This window comes from Thalassospira profundimaris, from assembly GCF_003326675.1.
GTDB classification, from domain to species: domain Bacteria; phylum Pseudomonadota; class Alphaproteobacteria; order Rhodospirillales; family Thalassospiraceae; genus Thalassospira; species Thalassospira aquimaris.
In genome coordinates, this window is sequence record NZ_JPWF01000017.1 from 1 (window position 1) to 16,704 (window position 16,704).

16 protein-coding genes and 3 tRNA genes are annotated in these 16,704 nt (G+C 53.6%); 6 read left to right on the plus strand and 13 right to left on the minus strand.

Translation table 11 applies throughout. The features are described 5' to 3' along the window. Positions 1–106 precede the first annotated feature (106 nt). Positions 107–180 (minus strand) — tRNA-Gly (locus tag TH19_RS19095). A gap of 37 nt (positions 181–217) precedes the next feature. Next, positions 218–302: transfer RNA gene (locus TH19_RS19100), tRNA-Tyr, on the minus strand. Between the two features lie 379 nt (positions 303–681). Here TH19_RS19100 and rlmB point away from each other — a divergent pair. Both rlmB and TH19_RS19110 read left to right on the plus strand, forming a co-directional pair. Further along, positions 682–1,371: a 23S rRNA (guanosine(2251)-2'-O)-methyltransferase RlmB gene (rlmB, locus tag TH19_RS19105; RefSeq protein WP_258548050.1), complete on the plus strand. Its 690-nt coding sequence runs from the start codon at positions 682–684 to the stop codon at positions 1,369–1,371. Between the two features lie 98 nt (positions 1,372–1,469). After that, positions 1,470–1,546, plus strand: a tRNA-Thr gene (locus tag TH19_RS19110). A gap of 62 nt (positions 1,547–1,608) precedes the next feature. Here TH19_RS19110 and TH19_RS19115 read toward each other — a convergent pair. The 9 genes from TH19_RS19115 to TH19_RS19155 form a co-directional block, all read right to left on the minus strand. After that, positions 1,609–2,016: a GFA family protein gene (locus tag TH19_RS19115; RefSeq protein ID WP_114103959.1), complete on the minus strand. Its 408-nt coding sequence runs from the start codon at positions 2,014–2,016 to the stop codon at positions 1,609–1,611. A 111-nt stretch (positions 2,017–2,127) separates the two neighbouring features. Continuing rightward, positions 2,128–2,877 (minus strand): substrate-binding periplasmic protein, encoded by a 750-nt coding sequence (locus TH19_RS19120; RefSeq protein WP_114103960.1) that lies wholly within the window; start codon positions 2,875–2,877, stop codon positions 2,128–2,130. Between the two features lie 113 nt (positions 2,878–2,990). After that, positions 2,991–3,875, minus strand: coding sequence for an isocitrate lyase/PEP mutase family protein (locus tag TH19_RS19125; RefSeq protein WP_181846485.1), 885 nt, complete (start codon positions 3,873–3,875; stop codon positions 2,991–2,993). Between the two features lie 6 nt (positions 3,876–3,881). After that, entirely contained in the window at positions 3,882–5,153 is a 1,272-nt protein-coding gene (locus TH19_RS19130; RefSeq protein ID WP_114103961.1) for a TRAP transporter large permease, read from the minus strand. Then, positions 5,150–5,638: a TRAP transporter small permease gene (locus TH19_RS19135; RefSeq protein WP_114103962.1), complete on the minus strand. Its 489-nt coding sequence runs from the start codon at positions 5,636–5,638 to the stop codon at positions 5,150–5,152. The genes TH19_RS19130 and TH19_RS19135 overlap by 4 nt, the downstream gene beginning before the upstream one ends. Before the next feature lie 233 nt (positions 5,639–5,871). Continuing rightward, complete coding sequence (locus tag TH19_RS19140; RefSeq protein WP_114103963.1) at positions 5,872–6,861, minus strand: TRAP transporter substrate-binding protein; 990 nt, start codon at positions 6,859–6,861, stop codon at positions 5,872–5,874. Between the two features lie 298 nt (positions 6,862–7,159). Then, entirely contained in the window at positions 7,160–7,711 is a 552-nt protein-coding gene (locus TH19_RS19145; protein WP_114103964.1) for a GNAT family N-acetyltransferase, read from the minus strand. A gap of 22 nt (positions 7,712–7,733) precedes the next feature. Next, entirely contained in the window at positions 7,734–8,288 is a 555-nt protein-coding gene (locus TH19_RS19150; protein WP_114103965.1) for a helix-turn-helix domain-containing protein, read from the minus strand. A 145-nt stretch (positions 8,289–8,433) separates the two neighbouring features. Beyond that, positions 8,434–8,838 (minus strand): RidA family protein, encoded by a 405-nt coding sequence (locus tag TH19_RS19155; protein WP_114103966.1) that lies wholly within the window; start codon positions 8,836–8,838, stop codon positions 8,434–8,436. Between the two features lie 144 nt (positions 8,839–8,982). On the opposite strand from TH19_RS19155, the gene TH19_RS19160 reads away from it, so the two are divergent. Beyond that, a complete protein-coding gene (locus TH19_RS19160; protein WP_114103967.1) occupies positions 8,983–9,585 on the plus strand; it encodes a TetR/AcrR family transcriptional regulator in 603 nt (200 codons plus the stop codon). Between the two features lie 78 nt (positions 9,586–9,663). On the opposite strand, the gene TH19_RS19165 is transcribed toward TH19_RS19160, so the two are convergent. Further along, positions 9,664–10,002 carry a rhodanese-like domain-containing protein gene (locus TH19_RS19165; RefSeq protein WP_114103968.1) on the minus strand — a complete coding sequence of 113 codons (339 nt, stop codon included), beginning with the start codon at positions 10,000–10,002 and terminating at the stop codon, positions 9,664–9,666. Positions 10,003–10,605: 603 nt separating this feature from the next. Here TH19_RS19165 and TH19_RS19170 point away from each other — a divergent pair. The 3 genes from TH19_RS19170 (at position 10,606) to TH19_RS19180 (ending at position 15,672) form a co-directional block, all read left to right on the plus strand. Continuing rightward, on the plus strand, positions 10,606–12,552 hold the full coding sequence (locus TH19_RS19170; protein ID WP_114103969.1) for a PrkA family serine protein kinase: 1,947 nt from the start codon (positions 10,606–10,608) through the stop codon (positions 12,550–12,552). A 190-nt stretch (positions 12,553–12,742) separates the two neighbouring features. Then, positions 12,743–14,080 carry a YeaH/YhbH family protein gene (locus TH19_RS19175; protein ID WP_114104029.1) on the plus strand — a complete coding sequence of 446 codons (1,338 nt, stop codon included), beginning with the start codon at positions 12,743–12,745 and terminating at the stop codon, positions 14,078–14,080. Next, the gene (locus tag TH19_RS19180; protein ID WP_114103970.1) at positions 14,077–15,672 is read left to right on the plus strand and encodes a SpoVR family protein; all 1,596 of its coding nucleotides are present in this window, start codon (positions 14,077–14,079) and stop codon (positions 15,670–15,672) included. Before TH19_RS19175 ends, TH19_RS19180 begins: the two co-directional genes overlap by 4 nt. Positions 15,673–15,769: 97 nt before the next feature. Here TH19_RS19180 and prpB read toward each other — a convergent pair whose 3' ends face one another. Further along, positions 15,770–16,690 carry a methylisocitrate lyase gene (prpB, locus tag TH19_RS19185; RefSeq protein WP_071240542.1) on the minus strand — a complete coding sequence of 307 codons (921 nt, stop codon included), beginning with the start codon at positions 16,688–16,690 and terminating at the stop codon, positions 15,770–15,772. Positions 16,691–16,704 lie beyond the last annotated feature (14 nt).

Consider the following 16,704-nt stretch of genomic DNA (forward strand, 5'->3'; position numbering starts at 1 on the left):
TTTTGTACGCGCAAACTTTTCTTTAGCCATTGCACTCAGATCCTAATCCGAACCAAAAAAAACACGTAAGAACCCACCGCACGAGCCGACGGGAACATATAAAATCTGGAGCGGGTGAAGGGAATCGAACCCTCGTCGTAAGCTTGGAAGGCTTCTGCTCTACCATTGAGCTACACCCGCATATTTTTATCTGCGAGCTCTCGCGAGGGCGAGAGAGTGGTGGAGGGGGCAGGATTCGAACCTGCGTAGACTAAGTCGGCGGATTTACAGTCCGCTGCATTTGACCGCTCTGCCACCCCTCCATCAGGGTCTTAACGCCGTCCGGGTTTTGAGCCCGGCCTCGTTGCGGCGAGGGAGGGAATACGGTGGACGAGCATGTGTTGTCAACAGCAAAAAAAGCACGAAATCGTATTTCCTTTCCTATATGTTCCCCAAGCTCTGCTTTCAGAGTCAAACAAAGTGCATTCAGTTCCTTACGGCCCGGAGGTTTCCGCCATTATGTCGCGTCGCAACAAACCACGTTCAGGAAATCGTCACCAGGGTGACGTCGGGCAGGACAACCTCCCGCACAACGATGAAAACCGTGAAGGTAATTCGCGCCGTGGACGAAAGCGCGGCCGCGATGGCGGATCGGCGAGTGGAAATTCGCGCCTGATTCTCTTCGGGCGCCACCCTGTTATGATGGCAATTGCCAATCCGCAGCGCACGATTCACAAAATCTGGGCGACCGAAAATGTGCGTGATGAAATCAACGCCGCACTTGCCGATGCCGAACGCCATGATGTTGCCGTCGATGCCGCCGGCCGGACCGACCTTGATGAAATGCTGCCACCAGGGACCGTTCACCAGGGCATGGCGATTCATTGTGCCCCCCTGCCCCAGCTTTCTGTCGAAGAACTGATTGCCGATCACAGGGATTCGGAACAATGCACGGTGCTTATTCTTGATCAGGTCACCGATCCTCACAATGTCGGCGCGATTCTGCGTAGTGCCGCGGCCTTTGGCGCATCGGCCGTGATTGTCCCGGACCGTCATGCACCGCCTGAAACCGGTGTTCTGGCCAAATCGGCAAGTGGTGCACTTGAAACGGTTCCCTATATCCATGCAGGCAACCTTAATCAGACACTCGAAAAGCTTAAAGGTGCCCATTTCTGGCTAGCCGGTATGGATGGCTATGCCGAACAGACACTGGCCGAAGCCAAATTGTATGGCCGTGTGGGTATCGTAATGGGTTCCGAGGGCGAAGGACTGCGTCGTCTGACGCGCGAAAGCTGTGATTTTCTGGTCAAACTTCCGATGTCTGATCGCATCGAAAGCCTGAATGTTTCCAACGCTGCCGCAGTTGCCCTGTACGAGCTGTATCGCAAGTAGCTCCGGGCGCGGTTCAACCCGATGTCGGGGGATGTAAATTTCCCTGATTCAAGGTATTGCAATCATACGCGGCCCGGATTATGTTTCGCGCCGCTCACGCCGGCATAGCTATAATTGGTAGAGCAGCTGATTTGTAATCAGAAGGTTGGGAGTTCGAGTCTCTCTGCCGGCACCATTCAAAGAAAACCCCGCAAGCCACTGGCTGCGGGGTTTTCTTTTGGCTGTTTTCAACGAATCCTAGCCAGGCATTCCATCCATCCGGCTGACCTGTTCCAGCGCGTCATCCCAGTTGGCCTTGCTGCCCATCATGATATGGGCGTCCGGGACGTTGGGAACCGGTGTATCAAGGCTGCCTGCCGGTACAACGACCAACTGCCCACCCATCTGTTCACTTGGCATTGCTGATCCACAGGCCGCGCAAAATGCCTTGCTGTGCCGGGTTCCGGGCAATGTAAAGTTTGTGACCTTGTCCTGACCACTAAGCCAGATCAGTTTTGCCCGCCCGGAAAACAGATTCGCACCATGTGCCGACCCGGTATCTTTCTGGCAATAGGTGCAGTGACACAGGAAAAAGGCATCAAAGCTGCCGTTAACTTCAAATGTCACCTGCCCGCACAGGCAACTGCCGGTGTGTTTCTTGCTCATAGCGTTCTTCCTGTATGTCCCTGCCCTGCATTCTGATGCGGGCTTTGTTATTTGTGCATATGACCGCACGATTGCGCGGGTCGCAAGTTGCTTCGATTCTCTTTACGCCGGTTATTGTGCCAACCAGCGACTGGGGATGCCAAGTCCGGTTTCACGGAGATAGATCGTCTCGATCGTGCCGTCTTCTTTCATCTCTTGCATTGCGGCTTCGATACGCGGGATCAGCACCGCGTGATCGTCATTGAAATAGGTATATTGGGGAACTGACGAGATTGTCGGAAACAGGGCCTTGACCGGCAGGTTTTCACGCCGCTTGACGCTGTTGCCCCACAGGATATCGGCAAATGTGAAATCTATGCGCTTTTTGGCGAGCTTGCGCAGGTTAAAAAGCGCATCCGGCGCATCCTGGACATCCCATTCATTCCGACGCCCCATGATATCATCCCCATAGTCGTAACCATCCACGATCCCGACCTGAAGCCCCAGAAAGTCGTCAAGGGATGCAAAGATAGAGGCGGGATAGTCTTCATGAACAAAGACAGCCATTTCCCAGCGCAATACCGACAAGCCAACCGGAAACAGGTCATATTCATATGAAGACGCCAGAATACCGTCATACCGCCCCTGCTTTACGTCCTGACGGCACCGCACATAGGGCATTTCCTCAAACGACACCGGAAGACCTGCCCGATCAAAGGCCTGTTGCATAATATCGACCTGGATACCACGTGCCACACCTTCACGCGTTTCGGCAAAGGGGGCCCATTCTTCGAAGCATAAACGAATATGTTCTTCGGCGCGGCCAAGGCCCGGGGCAAGGCAGATGACTATCAAGACAAGACAGGTAGCGATATTCTTCATTATCAGTTCGGATCAGGGTTACGCAAAAGACCACGCTATCCAAGCACAAAGGGCGATGCAATCCGTTCATTGCACCGCCCTTGCGAATCACATTCTATGAATTGCCTGAATACCTATCCGTCGCGGCGCGACGAGGCATAACGTTCCGATTCTTTATAGTAATCATCGAATCCGATGCGGTTGCGCAAGTCGGCCCAATTCATCAGCTTGTCATCACGGGGTTGACCGGCCTTCATGGTTTGCAGGCATTCCACCATCGCCTTCATCGCCGCTGCCATCAATGACAGCGGATAGGCCGCGATCTGATACCCGATTTCCTTAAGGTCTTCTGGCGACAGATCCGGTGTTTCGCCGCCTTCGACGATATTGGCCATTTTCGGCCCGGGCAGTTCGGCACACAGGGTCCGCATTTCCTCGACGCTTTTCGGCGCTTCGACAAACAGGATATCGGCCCCAAGTTCCTTGAACTTGGCGGCACGATCAATCGCCTCGGACAGACCGTGCTGATGACGGGCGTCCGTGCGGGCAAGGATCAGGATATCCGCCCCGGCTTCGCGGGCATCCACCGCCGCACGGATACGGTCAAACGCCTCGTCACGGCCCACGACTTCCTTGCCCTTGGTGTGACCACAGCGTTTCGGGGCCAACTGATCCTCAATCATAACGGCGGCACAACCGGCCTTGGCAAAGCCGGTCACGGTGCGTCTGACATTCATGGCATTGCCATAACCGGTATCGCCATCGCCGATCAGGGGGATCGAAATGGCATCGGTAATGTTGCGGGCCTGATCGAGAACCTCGCCATAGGACATCAAACCAAGATCAGGTTCACCGATACGGGAGGCCGACGTTGCGAATCCTGACATGAAGGTAAGGGCAAAGCCTTCCTGTTCAATCAGCTTGGCAGAAAGCGCATCAAAACAGCATGGCATGGTAATCAGATCACCGGTGGCAAGAAGCGCACGCAGTTGATCAGCAGGTGTTTTTATATGTGTCATCAGTCTTTACAGTTTGAACGGAATATAGAGTGCAAGGTCGTGCCAGACATACAGAAGTGCGGCACAGACAAACATCAGGATCAGGAACGGTGCCACACCACTTGCGACCTCGCCCAAACGGGCCTTGGCCACCGACTGGATGACATACAGGTTCAGGCCGACCGGCGGCGTAATCAGGGCGCATTCAACCATGATCACCATATAGACCCCGAACCAGATCGGATCGAATCCAAGGGCAAGGGCCGCAGGCAACAGAACCGGTGTCATGATCAGAACCATCGAAAGTGCCTCGAACACGAGCCCCATCACCAGCAGAACGACGGTCACGACCAGAATGAAACCAAGATCGGTATCGATTCCCTGCGTGATCAGCATCGAGATGTCCTGCGGGATTCGATAAAGCGTGATCGCCTTGCCGAAAATCTTGGCGCCCGCAATGATCAGAATGATCGCGACCGTGGTCGCCATCGAATCGAACACCGCCTTTTTAAGCGCATCCCAGGTCAGAACACACATAATCGGGCCGGTGATGACCAGCGATGCGGCAAAGCCGATGGCCGCAGCCTCGGTCGGGGTAAAGGCCCCGGAATAGATCCCCGAAATAATCAGAACCGCAAGGATCACGGCTGGCAAAGCCTTGAGCGTGGCGCGACGGCGTTCGGCCCAGTCACGTTTCGGTTCGCTTTCCTGCCCGCCCATGCGTGCATAAATCATCGAAAAGATGATGAAGAACACCAGCAACGCAATGCCCGGTCCAATGCCAGCAAGGAACAGGGAGATAACCGATTCTTCGGTGACAAAGCCGTAAATGATCATCGGGATCGATGGAGGGATCAAAATACCAAGCGTCCCGCCCGCAGCCAAAAGGCCATAGACGAACTTCTTGTTATAACCGCGATTGATCATTTCCGGGATGGCAACCGTGCCAATCGTTGCCGCCGTGGCAACCGATGATCCGGAGATGGCAGCAAACACACCACAAGACAGGATGGTTGCAACCGCAAGACCACCCGGCCAATGACCGACCCAGGCACTGACCGCCGCAAACAAATCATTGCCCACCCCGGCACGCAGCAGAATGTTGGACATCAACAGGAAAAGCGGAACAGCAAGCAGGATAAAGCCATCAAGCGTGGACAGAACCGCCTGCGGTGCCATCAGCGGCGAAAACCCGCCAAGCAACAGCATCGCAAGTCCAAGTCCACCAAGGGCAAAGGCAACAGGTACACGCGCCAGCAAAAGCGCGAACATTGCCGCAAGGGTCAGAACAATCGTCATTCGTGGGCCCCTTTCGGAATTTCTTTGCCCCGCAACAGGCCAATCACTTCAATCACGGCCTGAATGGCCAGCAACGCAAAGCCAAGCGCAACAGGCAGCTCGGCAACCCATGCCGGAAGGTCCAGCATGGTGCCGCTGGTGCGGCCGCGCTCAAAGCTTTCATAAAAAATGTCCCAGCCCTTGATCGTCACCATCACCGAAAAGGCAAAGACGCACAGCATGGCAACGATTTCGATGCCGCGTTGAACCGGCTCGGAAAACAGGCGGGTAACAGCATCAACCGAAATATGGCGACGTGCCGCCAAGGCCCAGGGCATGCCAAGCAACGAACCCCAGATCAGGCAAAGCTGCGAAAGCTCGGCCGCCCAGATCGTCGGACGGATAAAGAAATATCGTGCAATAACTTCATAAGTCAGCATGCAGCCCGACAGCACAAACAGGATGGCGGCGGCCCACGCCAGCAAAAGCATTAATCGCTCAAACATCGTGAAACAAATACCGTTGGTCAGGGGTGCGATGGCACAACCGTGAAACCGGTATCTCCTGATCTCAATAAAGGGGGCGGGAAACTGTCACCGCCGGGGCCGACCGGCCTGCACCGGCACACTTACAGTGCCTTGTGCCTTACCTGTCTTTGGCTTCTTCGGCGGTGACAAGATCAGATCGAGTATGATCAATCGGTCACCACATGATTTGATTGTGGTGACCGGTTAACTGATCAGAACTTCTGTGCGGCTTCGAAGACCTGTTTGCCAAGATCACCGGTATGCGCAAGGAAGGCGTCATAAACCGGCTTGGCAGCTTCGCGCCATGCAGCCATTTCTTCGGCAGTCGGGGTATAGACGGTCATGCCGTTGGCTTTGGCTTCGTCAAAGGCAGCCGCCTCGATTGCCGACATGCGATCACGCACATCGTTTTCTGCATTAACAGCAGCGGTCGAAATGATGCCGCGCTGTGCTTCGGTCAGGCCGTTCCAGAAGTCGGTATTCACAACCACGATGAATTCGATATCGGCATCGTTGGTGGTGGTTACGGTGTCCATGACTTCCCAAAGCTGACGGGATTTGACGCCCGACATGCCGGTCATGCCAACATCAACCGTGCCACGCTGATAGGCGATATACTGCTCGGAACCGGAAATCAGGGTCGGCGCACCACCAGCAGCAGAGATGAAATCACCCTGGGTTTTAGAGAACACGCGGACTTTCTGACCTTTCAGGCCATCCGGACCTTTGATCGGGCCACCATTCGACAGCATGATCGATCCGCCATATGCCTGCCACCACAGAACGGTCGCACCGGTATCTGCAATCGCAGCATCAAGCGGCGCACGTACCGGGGAATCCGGGGAAACGGCCTTGCGGACCTTTTCTTCGCTATCAAGAAGGAACGGCTGATAGAAAACGTCAACGGCCGGAACATCACCGACATAACGGGTCAGCGACGCAACACCCATTTCAATTGCGCCCGAACCAACAGCGGCGGGAACTTCTTTATCTTTGTAAAGCTGGGCCGAGTCATAAATCTGAACTTCGATATCGCCGTTAGATTTTTCCTCGACCTCGTTCTTGAACATCAAAAGGTTCTGGCCAAGGTGGCTTTTCATCGGCAGCTGCAACGAAATGCGCAGGGTCAGGTCGGCAGCATGGACCGCACCGGAAAATCCGACAGCTGTCATCAAGGCAGCTGCGAGAGCAAATTTCTTCATAATGAGCTTCCTCCAGGAACTTTTATTCTAATTCTTTATGCCGGACCGCAAAGATGTGCCTATTTCGCCCCACCGTTCAACATGTTTCGTGTTAACCGGGTTATCCTGCGGAAAACCCTTAGTGCGCCGCACAACCTTTTGAAAGCCGGAAGAAAAACGGATTTCAGGCCACAAACCAAAGGAAATGCTGCGACGCAAAAATACAATTTATCGCAGCGCTCTCACCGCCTGATAGTACTGGTATGCCAGAAATTTTATTTTGGATACAATTTCGAGAATCGGCCCTAGGCTCAGTCGACTAACCGATCAGATGCTTGAACATGATCGTCGTGCCACTCAGCTTTTCTGAAAACGGATCACGGGCATATTGCGGGATCACGCCCGTGGTTTCAAAACCAAGCGATGTATAGAGTATTTCGGCACTATCCCCAGTACGGGTATCAAGTGTCAAAAGACTGCGTCCAAGGTCACGCGCCTGCCCCTCGGCGGCAAGCATCAGAAGCCTTGCAATACCGCGCCGACGGCAATCGGGACGCACCATCAATTTGCTGATATCGCCGCGATGGGCCTGATTGGGCATGGTGTCATAATCAAGCTGTACCGTTCCAACCACACGATCCGCATCAAAGGCGGCAAACAGGGTGCGCTTGCCCCCGGCCAATGCAGGGATGATCCGGTCGCGCCAGAATGAAGCCGCCTCGCTGATCGGAAACGGTTCGATAAAGCCGATGCTGGCCCCGGCGTGAACACATTGATGCAGCATCTCGGCAAATTGCGAAAGATGTGCTTCCAGTTCTCTGGCAGTCAACTTGACGATACGGGGTGCTGCGACGGTGGCATTGTTCTGCATGGCGGTGTGACTTTCTGGTGGATTATTCGACAATGAACAGGTGATAGCGGGCACCGGAATTCTTGGGTGTTTGAAACACATTGCCACCGCGCAACTGATAGCGAAGGCAATCCCCAGCCTCCAGATTGTGGCTCTGGTGATCAATCTCCATCGTCAGCTTGCCGTCCAGCATCACCAGATGATGTTCAAGCCCGTCACGCGGCGACCCGGCATATTCAATCCGGGTGTCGGCATCGATTTCAACTTCAAGAACCTCGCCCGACAGATTTCGCGATGTCGGCGACACCAGCCGTCGGCGATATCCGGTTTCCGGATCGGTCCAAACTTCCTGACTGCCCCGTGTGATCATTGGGGCAAAATCGTCTTCAACCATCTGCATCAGACGCGACAGGGTCACGCCAAAGGCAACGCACAGTTTTCCCAGGACACTGGCCGTCGGACTGACATCACCATTTTCTATGCGTGAAAGGCTTGCCCGGCTGACCGTGCTGCGCTTGGCCAGTTCATCAAGCGACCATCCCCGTTCGGTTCGCAGTTGTGACAGGCGTTGGGCAAGGCGTGTTTCGATTTCTTCCATCTTAAACCTCGAATCTCAATATCGGGATATTTTTCCATTTATGAGAATTCGTCAAGATAGAAAACCGGCCCTGCATTCACAGCGCAGGGCCGGTTTTGTGCATTGATCAAATCAAACCGGTGTTGTCGGAGGGATCATTGCGTCATCAAACCTGCGCATCGGGAATACGCGCAACAACCTTGATCTCGAAATCAAAACCGGAAAGCCAGGTCACCCCGACAGCCGTCCAGTTCGGATAAGGGGCCCGATCAAAGACCGCCCCTTTGACCGCCATGATATCGCCGAACTGGTTTTCCGGATCGGTGTGGAAACTGGTGACATCGATAATGTCATCAAAGCTGCAACCCGCGGCCTCTAGGATCGCCTTGAGGTTTTCGAACGCCAGTTCGACCTGCTTTTTGAAGTCCGGTTCCGGGGTTCCGTCTTCACGGCTGCCAACCTGACCGGAAACAAATAACAAATCGCCAGACCGAATGGCCGGGGAATAGCCATGCGCCTCATAAAGAGCATGACGGTTCGGTGGAAAGATTACTTCGCTTGCAAGGGACATAAAGCCCTCCTGTTAAGATAAATTCAGATGATGTGGTGTTTTGGGCCCAGTTCAGATACGCTGCGTATGTGAAGCCAAGATATATTCACATACATCACGTATGTCAACTGACATACAGGACGTATGTTAAATTCGGAGTGCCTGATGGCTGCCAAGACCCGTGCTGAAAAAATGGAAGAAACCCGCGTCAAACTGATCGCTGCAGGGCGCAAAGCCTTTGCCCAAAAGGGATATGCCGATGCTTCGATGGATGAGCTGACAGCATCCGCCGGCCTGACGCGCGGCGCGCTTTATCATAATTTCGGTGACAAGCTTGGGTTGCTTGCGGCGGTTGTCGATGAAATTGACTCGGCCATGGCCCAACAGGCCAAAGATGCCGGTGATGCCGCCGGGGGTGGCTGGAACGGATTAATGGCCGAGGGCAGGACATATATCGAACTGGCCCTTGATCCCGAGATCCAGCGCATCGTCCTTCGTGACGGCCCGGCCTTCCTTGGCGATCCGTCAAACTGGCCAAGCCAAAACAGATGCCTGCAAGCAACCATTGCAACACTTGGGGAACTGGCAGATCAGGGTGCGATCAAGTCCGTGGATATCGAAGCCCTGGCAAGAATGCTGAACGGCGTGGCGTTGAATGCCGCCCTTTGGGTTGCGACAAGCGAAGATCCGCAAACCACCCTTCACAAGGCGATTTCTGCATTCGAATGCCTTGCCTCTGGTGTTCTGGTCAAAGATGGAGACAGATAGTTTGGAGGCCGTTCACAGACCCGGCCGGGCAAGAGGAGGCGTTATACTGCCTGCCCTGCCCGATAACGAATTACGGGTTTATTTGCCGCCTTCAATGTCAAAACCGGCGCGCGCCCAACTTTGAATGCCACCCTTAAGGTTGCTGACCTCGCAATCGACATGGGCAAGTACCGCATTTGCCGCGCCAAAGGATCGCTGCCCCACCGCACAGACAAACACCAGATCGGTGTCATTTTCATCGGTCAGGTCAACAAGGGCTGCGATATCGAAATTCGACGTCGGCATATTGATCGCGGTTTCAATATGGCCGGTGGCAAATTCGTCTGCTTCACGCACGTCGATCACGGTTACGGATTCCTGCCCGATCAAAAGATCAAGCTCGTGGGGTTCGACAAACTTTACTGCACCATCGGTCATTTCATTTTTCCTGCTGGGACCCGCGGATCGCTGACTTTTCAAAGCTTCTAAACTGGTCCTGTGATAGCGCCCGATCAATCAACTGTGCAAACGCAAAATAATTTGACCTTCGGCATTCCGGGGAAAGTACCTTGTGAACCGTGCTTTCCGGTCACTCAACCGTGATCGCCCGAACGCAAATTCTTCCAATAATACTTATGTCTTACCTTGCGGAAGCCATTGCTGATTCCCAAGTCAGTTAATAGGACATTTTCCAATGGCGACGATCCGGGTCACCCAGACAGGTTGTCGACCAGACTGGTCTTAAGTTGACAGTAAGGGTTGCCGAAACGGGACCCAAATACAGCAACCCAAAGTAGCAAATATTGACTTGCGAACTGGCAAAGACGACGACCTCAAATTCTTGGCACCCTCTGCCGATCATTAACCTTAAGCTAAATAGTCTTGGTTAAAATATTTACTGTTAGGCAAATGCATCCAACGACTTTTGCTGACGTATACAGAATCAGGCGGCCGATATCTGGGCTGCTGCAATGCAAAACAGGCAGGACAGGAAACGATAGTTCGATACCAAAGCGATAACGTTTGAAAGGAGACCGCGCCATGGCTGAAGACAAGGATATCTTCGAGCTGTATGCGGAAGGATATGACGGCAAGCAAGAGACCGAACTGACCATCCGCGACTATCTCAACCTTTGTCGCGAAGACCCAACGACCTATGCCTCGGCCGCTGAACGCATGATTGCTGCGATTGGTGAACCCGAACTGATCGACACATCGACAGATTCCCGCCTTGGCCGCATCTTCCTGAACCGAACCATCAAACGTTACCCTGCCTTTGCCGATTTCTATGGCATGGAAGAAACTGTCGAACGCATCGTTGGCTTCTTCAAATATGCCGCCCAGGGGCTCGAAGAACGCAAACAGGTTCTCTATCTGCTTGGTCCGGTTGGCGGGGGAAAAAGTTCCCTTGCCGAACGGCTCAAGGAACTGATGGAACGCGAACCGATTTATGTCCTTAAGGCTGGCGACGAAGTCAGCCCAGTATTCGAAAGCCCGCTTGGCCTGTTCAACCCGGCCAAAATGGGCGATGCCATCCAGGACAAATACGGCATTCCAAAACGTCGCCTTACCGGACTTATGTCGCCATGGGCGGTCAAACGCCTTGATGAGTTTGGCGGTGATCTTTCCAAATTCTCTGTGGTTAAGCTGATCCCGTCGCGCTTGCGCCAGATCGCCATTGCCAAGACCGAGCCGGGCGATGAAAACAACCAAGATATCTCGTCGCTGGTTGGCAAGGTCGATATCCGCAAGCTTGAATATTTCAGCCAGAACGACCCGGATGCCTATAGCTATTCCGGTGGCCTGAACCGCGCCAATCAGGGACTTCTTGAATTTGTCGAAATGTTCAAGGCCCCGATCAAGATGCTTCACCCGTTGCTGACCGCAACACAGGAAAGCAACTATATCGGCACGGAAAACCTTGGTGCCATCCCGTTCCAGGGCTTGATCCTTGCCCATTCAAACGAAGCCGAATGGCAAACATTCAAGGCCAACAAGAATAACGAAGCTTTCATTGACCGTATCTCTGTGATCAAGGTTCCCTATTGCCTGCGTGTCAGCGAAGAAACCATGATTTATGACAAGCTGCTTCAGGGATCGGAACTTGAACAGGGTGCGTGCGCGCCCGGAACCCTTAAGATGCTGGCACAGTTTTCGGTCCTGTCACGGTTGCAGGAACATGAGAACTCCAACCTTTATTCCAAGATGCGTGTCTATGACGGCGAGACGCTCAAGGATGTCGACCCCAAAGCCAAATCCATGCAGGAATATCGTGATACTGCCGGTGTGGACGAAGGCATGGACGGCATTTCCACCCGATTTGCCTTCAAGGTTCTTTCGGAAACCTTTAACCATGACACTCACGAAGTTGCCGCCGATCCGGTGCATCTGATGTATGTGCTTGAACAGGCAATCCGCCGCGAACAATATCCCGAAGAACGCGAAAAGGATTATATGGACTTCATCAAGTCCGAACTGGCCCCGCGTTATGCCGAATTTATCGGGGCTGAAATCCAGAAGGCCTATCTCGAAAGCTATTCCGATTATGGGCAGAACCTGTTTGATCGCTATGTGTCCTATGCCGATGCCTGGATCGAGGATCAGGACTTCAAGGACCCTGATACCGGACAGCTTCTTGATCGCAAGATCATTGATCAGGAACTTTCAAAAATCGAGAAACCGGCAGGCATCGCCAATCCCAAGGATTTCCGCAACGAGGTCGTCAAATTTGCCCTGCGCGCACGTGCGAACAACAAGGGCAAAAACCCGTCATGGACGTCTTATGAGAAACTGCGCGATGTGATTGAAAAGCGCATGTTCAGTCAGGTCGAAGACCTTCTTCCGGTGATTTCATTCGGCTCGAAAAAAGACAGCGAGACCGAGAAGAAACACAACGAGTTCGTCAAACGCATGATCGATCGAAGCTATACCGAACGTCAGACCCGCCGTCTGGTCGAATGGTATATGCGCGTGAACAAGGCCGGATAAGCCAGGCCCTCGGCTTACCGACCCTGCCGGGCGGTTTCTCCCTTGTCTGCCCGGCTTTAATCTCGCCACAGGATGGGTCCCGTTTCCCATCCTGTCAAAGACCAAGGCCCAAGCGACCTGCACATGGCACATCGGTTTCCATCTGCGATTTCCCGGACATCGATGTGCCATTCCAAGGATGTGAATGCCCATGCTCTATATTGTTGACCGCCGCAAAAACCCGACTGGCAAAAGCCTTGGCAACCGACAGCGTTTCATGCGCCGGGCCAAGGCACAGATCAAAAAGGCCGTCGAAGACACCATCCGGTCACGCGGCATCACCGACATCACCAGCGGCGATCAGGTCACCATTCCGGGCAAAACCCTCAAGGAACCGAGCTTCCATCATGCCGGACGGGGTGGCAACCGCAACTATGTCCTGCCTGGCAACAAGAAGTTTGTTCAGGGCGACCGGATTGCGCGCCCCAATGGCGGTGATGGCGGGACGGGTGGATCGCAGGCAAGCCCGGATGGCGACGGCGAAGATGATTTCCAGTTCACCCTGACCCGTGATGAATTTCTTGATGTGTTTTTCGAAGATTTGGAACTGCCGGACCTTTTGAAAAAAAGCCTGAAACAGACCACCGCGTTTCGCAATGCGCGTGCCGGCTTCTCGGTTGAAGGCACCCCGGCAAATCTTAGCCTTGTGCGCACCATGCGCAATTCACTGGCCCGGCGCATTGGCCTGAAACGCCCCAAAACCGCAGAAGTCCGCGAACTGGAAGAAAAGATAACCGCCCTTCAGGCCAAAGCGGAAAAGCGCCCGAATGGCACACTGACCAAGGCGGACGAAGACACATTGCACGGATTGCTGGCCGATCTTGAAGAAGCCAAGCGGCGGATGAAGGCAATCCCATTCATTGACCCGATCGACACCCGTTATAACCAGTTTCAACAAATCCCCGATCCCAACACCCAGGCGGTGATGTTCTGTCTGATGGATGTATCGGGGTCGATGTCCGAACAGATGAAGGAACTGGCCAAACGGTTCTTCATGTTGCTGCATCTATTCCTGCATCGTCGCTACGAACATGTCGAGGTGGTGTTTATCCGCCACACATCGCGCGCATCCGAGGTCGATGAAGAAACGTTTTTCTATTCGCGTGAAACCGGCGGCACCATTGTTTCCACCGCACTTGAAGAAATGAAAAAGGTGCTGGTTGATCGTTATCCGACCGATCAGTGGAACATCTATGCCGCACAGGCATCTGATGGCGACAACTATTCCAATGACGGGGTGAAATGTACCACCCTTCTGGCCGAAGATCTTTTGCCGAAATGCCAGTATTACGCCTATATCGAAATCACGGACGAGCGCGAGGCCGAAATTTTTGCCGCCGCCGAGGGCGAAACCGCCCTTTGGAAGGCCTATGCCCCGCTTGCCAAAGACAATCCGCGCTTTGCCCTGAAACGGGTAACCAAGGCTGCTGATATCTTCCCTGTTTTCAGGGAGCTTTTTGCCAAAAACCGCACGGAGGCACGGGTATGAACACCAAAGCCAAATCCTCCGAAACCGACCACACCCCGGACACCAGCAAACTGCTTTTCACCAGTGCCGACTGGGATTTCGAAACCCTTAAATCAACCTATGACGCGATTGAAGATATCGCGATGAACGAACTCAAACTCGACGTCTATCCCAATCAGGTCGAAGTCATCACATCCGAACAGATGCTTGATGCCTATTCATCCATCGGCATGCCCTTGATGTATCACCACTGGTCATTCGGCAAACGGTTCGTGCGTGACGATGTCATGTATCGCAAGGGCTATCAGGGCCTGGCCTATGAAATCGTGATCAACTCAAACCCCTGTATTTCCTATGTGATGGAAGAAAACACCATCGTTATGCAGGCATTGGTGATTGCCCATGCCGCGTTCGGGCATAACCACTTTTTCAAGAACAACTATCTGTTCAAACAATGGACTGATGCCGAAGGCATTCTGGATTACCTGCAATTTGCCAAGGGCTATATCGCCAAGTGCGAAGACCGGTTTGGCTTTGAGGCGGTCGAACGGGTTCTTGATGCGGCCCATGCCCTGATGGAACAGGGTGTTAACCGATACTCCCACCCGGAAAAGCCCAATCTTGCGGTCGAACTGGAACGTGAACGCGAACGGGCAAAATACGAAGACGAAACCTATAACGATCTGTGGCGCACCCTGCCCCAGCCTGATCAGGGCGATCAGGATATGGACGAACTCAAACGCAAAATGCGGATCGAGGAACGCCGGGCGCAATTTGGCCTGCCTGAAGAAAACCTGCTTTATTTCCTCGAAAAAAATGCACCGTCGCTTCAGGCTTGGGAACGTGAAATCATCCGGATCGTGCGCAATATCGGTCAATATTTCTATCCCCAAAAACAGACCAAAATGATGAATGAAGGCTGTGCGTGCTATGTGCATTACGCGATCATGAACAGCCTGTATGACAAGGGCCTGATTTCCGAAGGCGCAATGATGGAATTCATCGATTACCATTCGCGTGTTGTATTTCAGGCCGAATATGATGATCCGCGCTATTCCGGGTTTAATCCCTATGCGCTGGGCTTTGCCATGATGCAGGATATCCACCGCATCTGTGTTGATCCGACCGATGAAGACCGCAAATGGTTCCCCGATATTGCCGGCAACAATGAACCGGTCGAAACATTGAAAGAAGCATGGGCGCATTACCGCGATGAAAGCTTCATCCTGCAATTCCTGTCGCCCAAACTGATGCGCGATATGCGGATGTTCATGATCGACGATCAAAGCACATCCCCGCATCTGGAAGTGGCGGCCATTCACGATGATAACGGCTATCGCAAGGTGCGGCGGTCGCTTGCGCGGATGCATGATATTTCGGTACGCGAACCCGATATGCAGGTGGTTGATGTCGATATTCGCGGCAATCGCCAACTTTATATCCAGCATACCGAACATGAAGGCATCCGCCTTGAAAAGTCCGACGCCCAGATGACGCTTGGCTATATCGGGCAGCTTTGGGGATATGGCGTTACCCTTCAGGCCGTCGATTATGAAAGCGGCGAAATCCTTCATGAAATGAACTACACGCCCGAAGACCTGATGGGAAACTGATTACCTTCGTGAACGATGTTAACAATGCAAACAGCCCCCGCTGACTTCAACGGGGGCTGTTTGTTTTTAATCTCTGTTAGCTCAGCACGAAATCGGCCTATGGCAGGACAGTCCGCTGGATTTTGCTATCAAGCGATTCATAGCCGAAATAGTTGATCACGTCATAAAGCTCTGCGCGGGTCTGCATCTGATCAATGGTGCCCTCGGCGGTGCCGGTTGCTGCCAACTCGTCATAGAATTTTTCCATGGCACGTGCTGCGATACGAAGTCCCGAAACCGGCCAGATTGCCATTGCATATCCCATGGCATCAAATTCCGCCGCCGAGGTCTGCTTGGTACGGCCAAACTCGGTCATATTGGCCAATAACGGCACGTCGATTGCCGCGGAAAACGCGCGGAACTGTTCTTCGTCATGCAGGGCCTCGGGGAAGATCGCGTCTGCACCGGCTTCGACATAAAGCTTGGCGCGGGCGATTGCCGCATCAATACCCTCGCTTGCGGCGGCATCGGTACGGGCAACGATGCGCAAATCACGGCGCGCGCGCGATGCGGCGGCGATTTTTTCGGCCATGTGATCGGGTGTCACCAGCTGCTTGCCATTCAGGTGACCGCATTTTTTCGGTAGAACCTGATCTTCAAGCTGAACAGCGGCAACACCGACATCTTCAAGCTGGCGTACCAGACGCATGGTATTAAGCGCCTCGCCAAAGCCGGTATCACCGTCAACCAGCAACGGCAAACGGGTAACACGAACAATCGCCTGCGCACGGGTTACAAGTTCTTCCATGGTCACAAGACCAAGATCAGGCAAGCCCATTGATGCCGTCAAAGCCGCCCCGGAAAGATACAGGGCATTGAACCCTGCTTTGCGGGCCAGAAGCCCGGCCATCGGGTCATGCGCACCTGCAATCGACAAGAACTGGTTGGTTTCCCAGTATTTTGCCATTTCCGCACCAAGTCCCGTCGGCAAAGGCTGTTCGAGCCAGACGCTTGCGCTGCTATTTTCTTCTCGTGTCATGATAACTCCGTCTT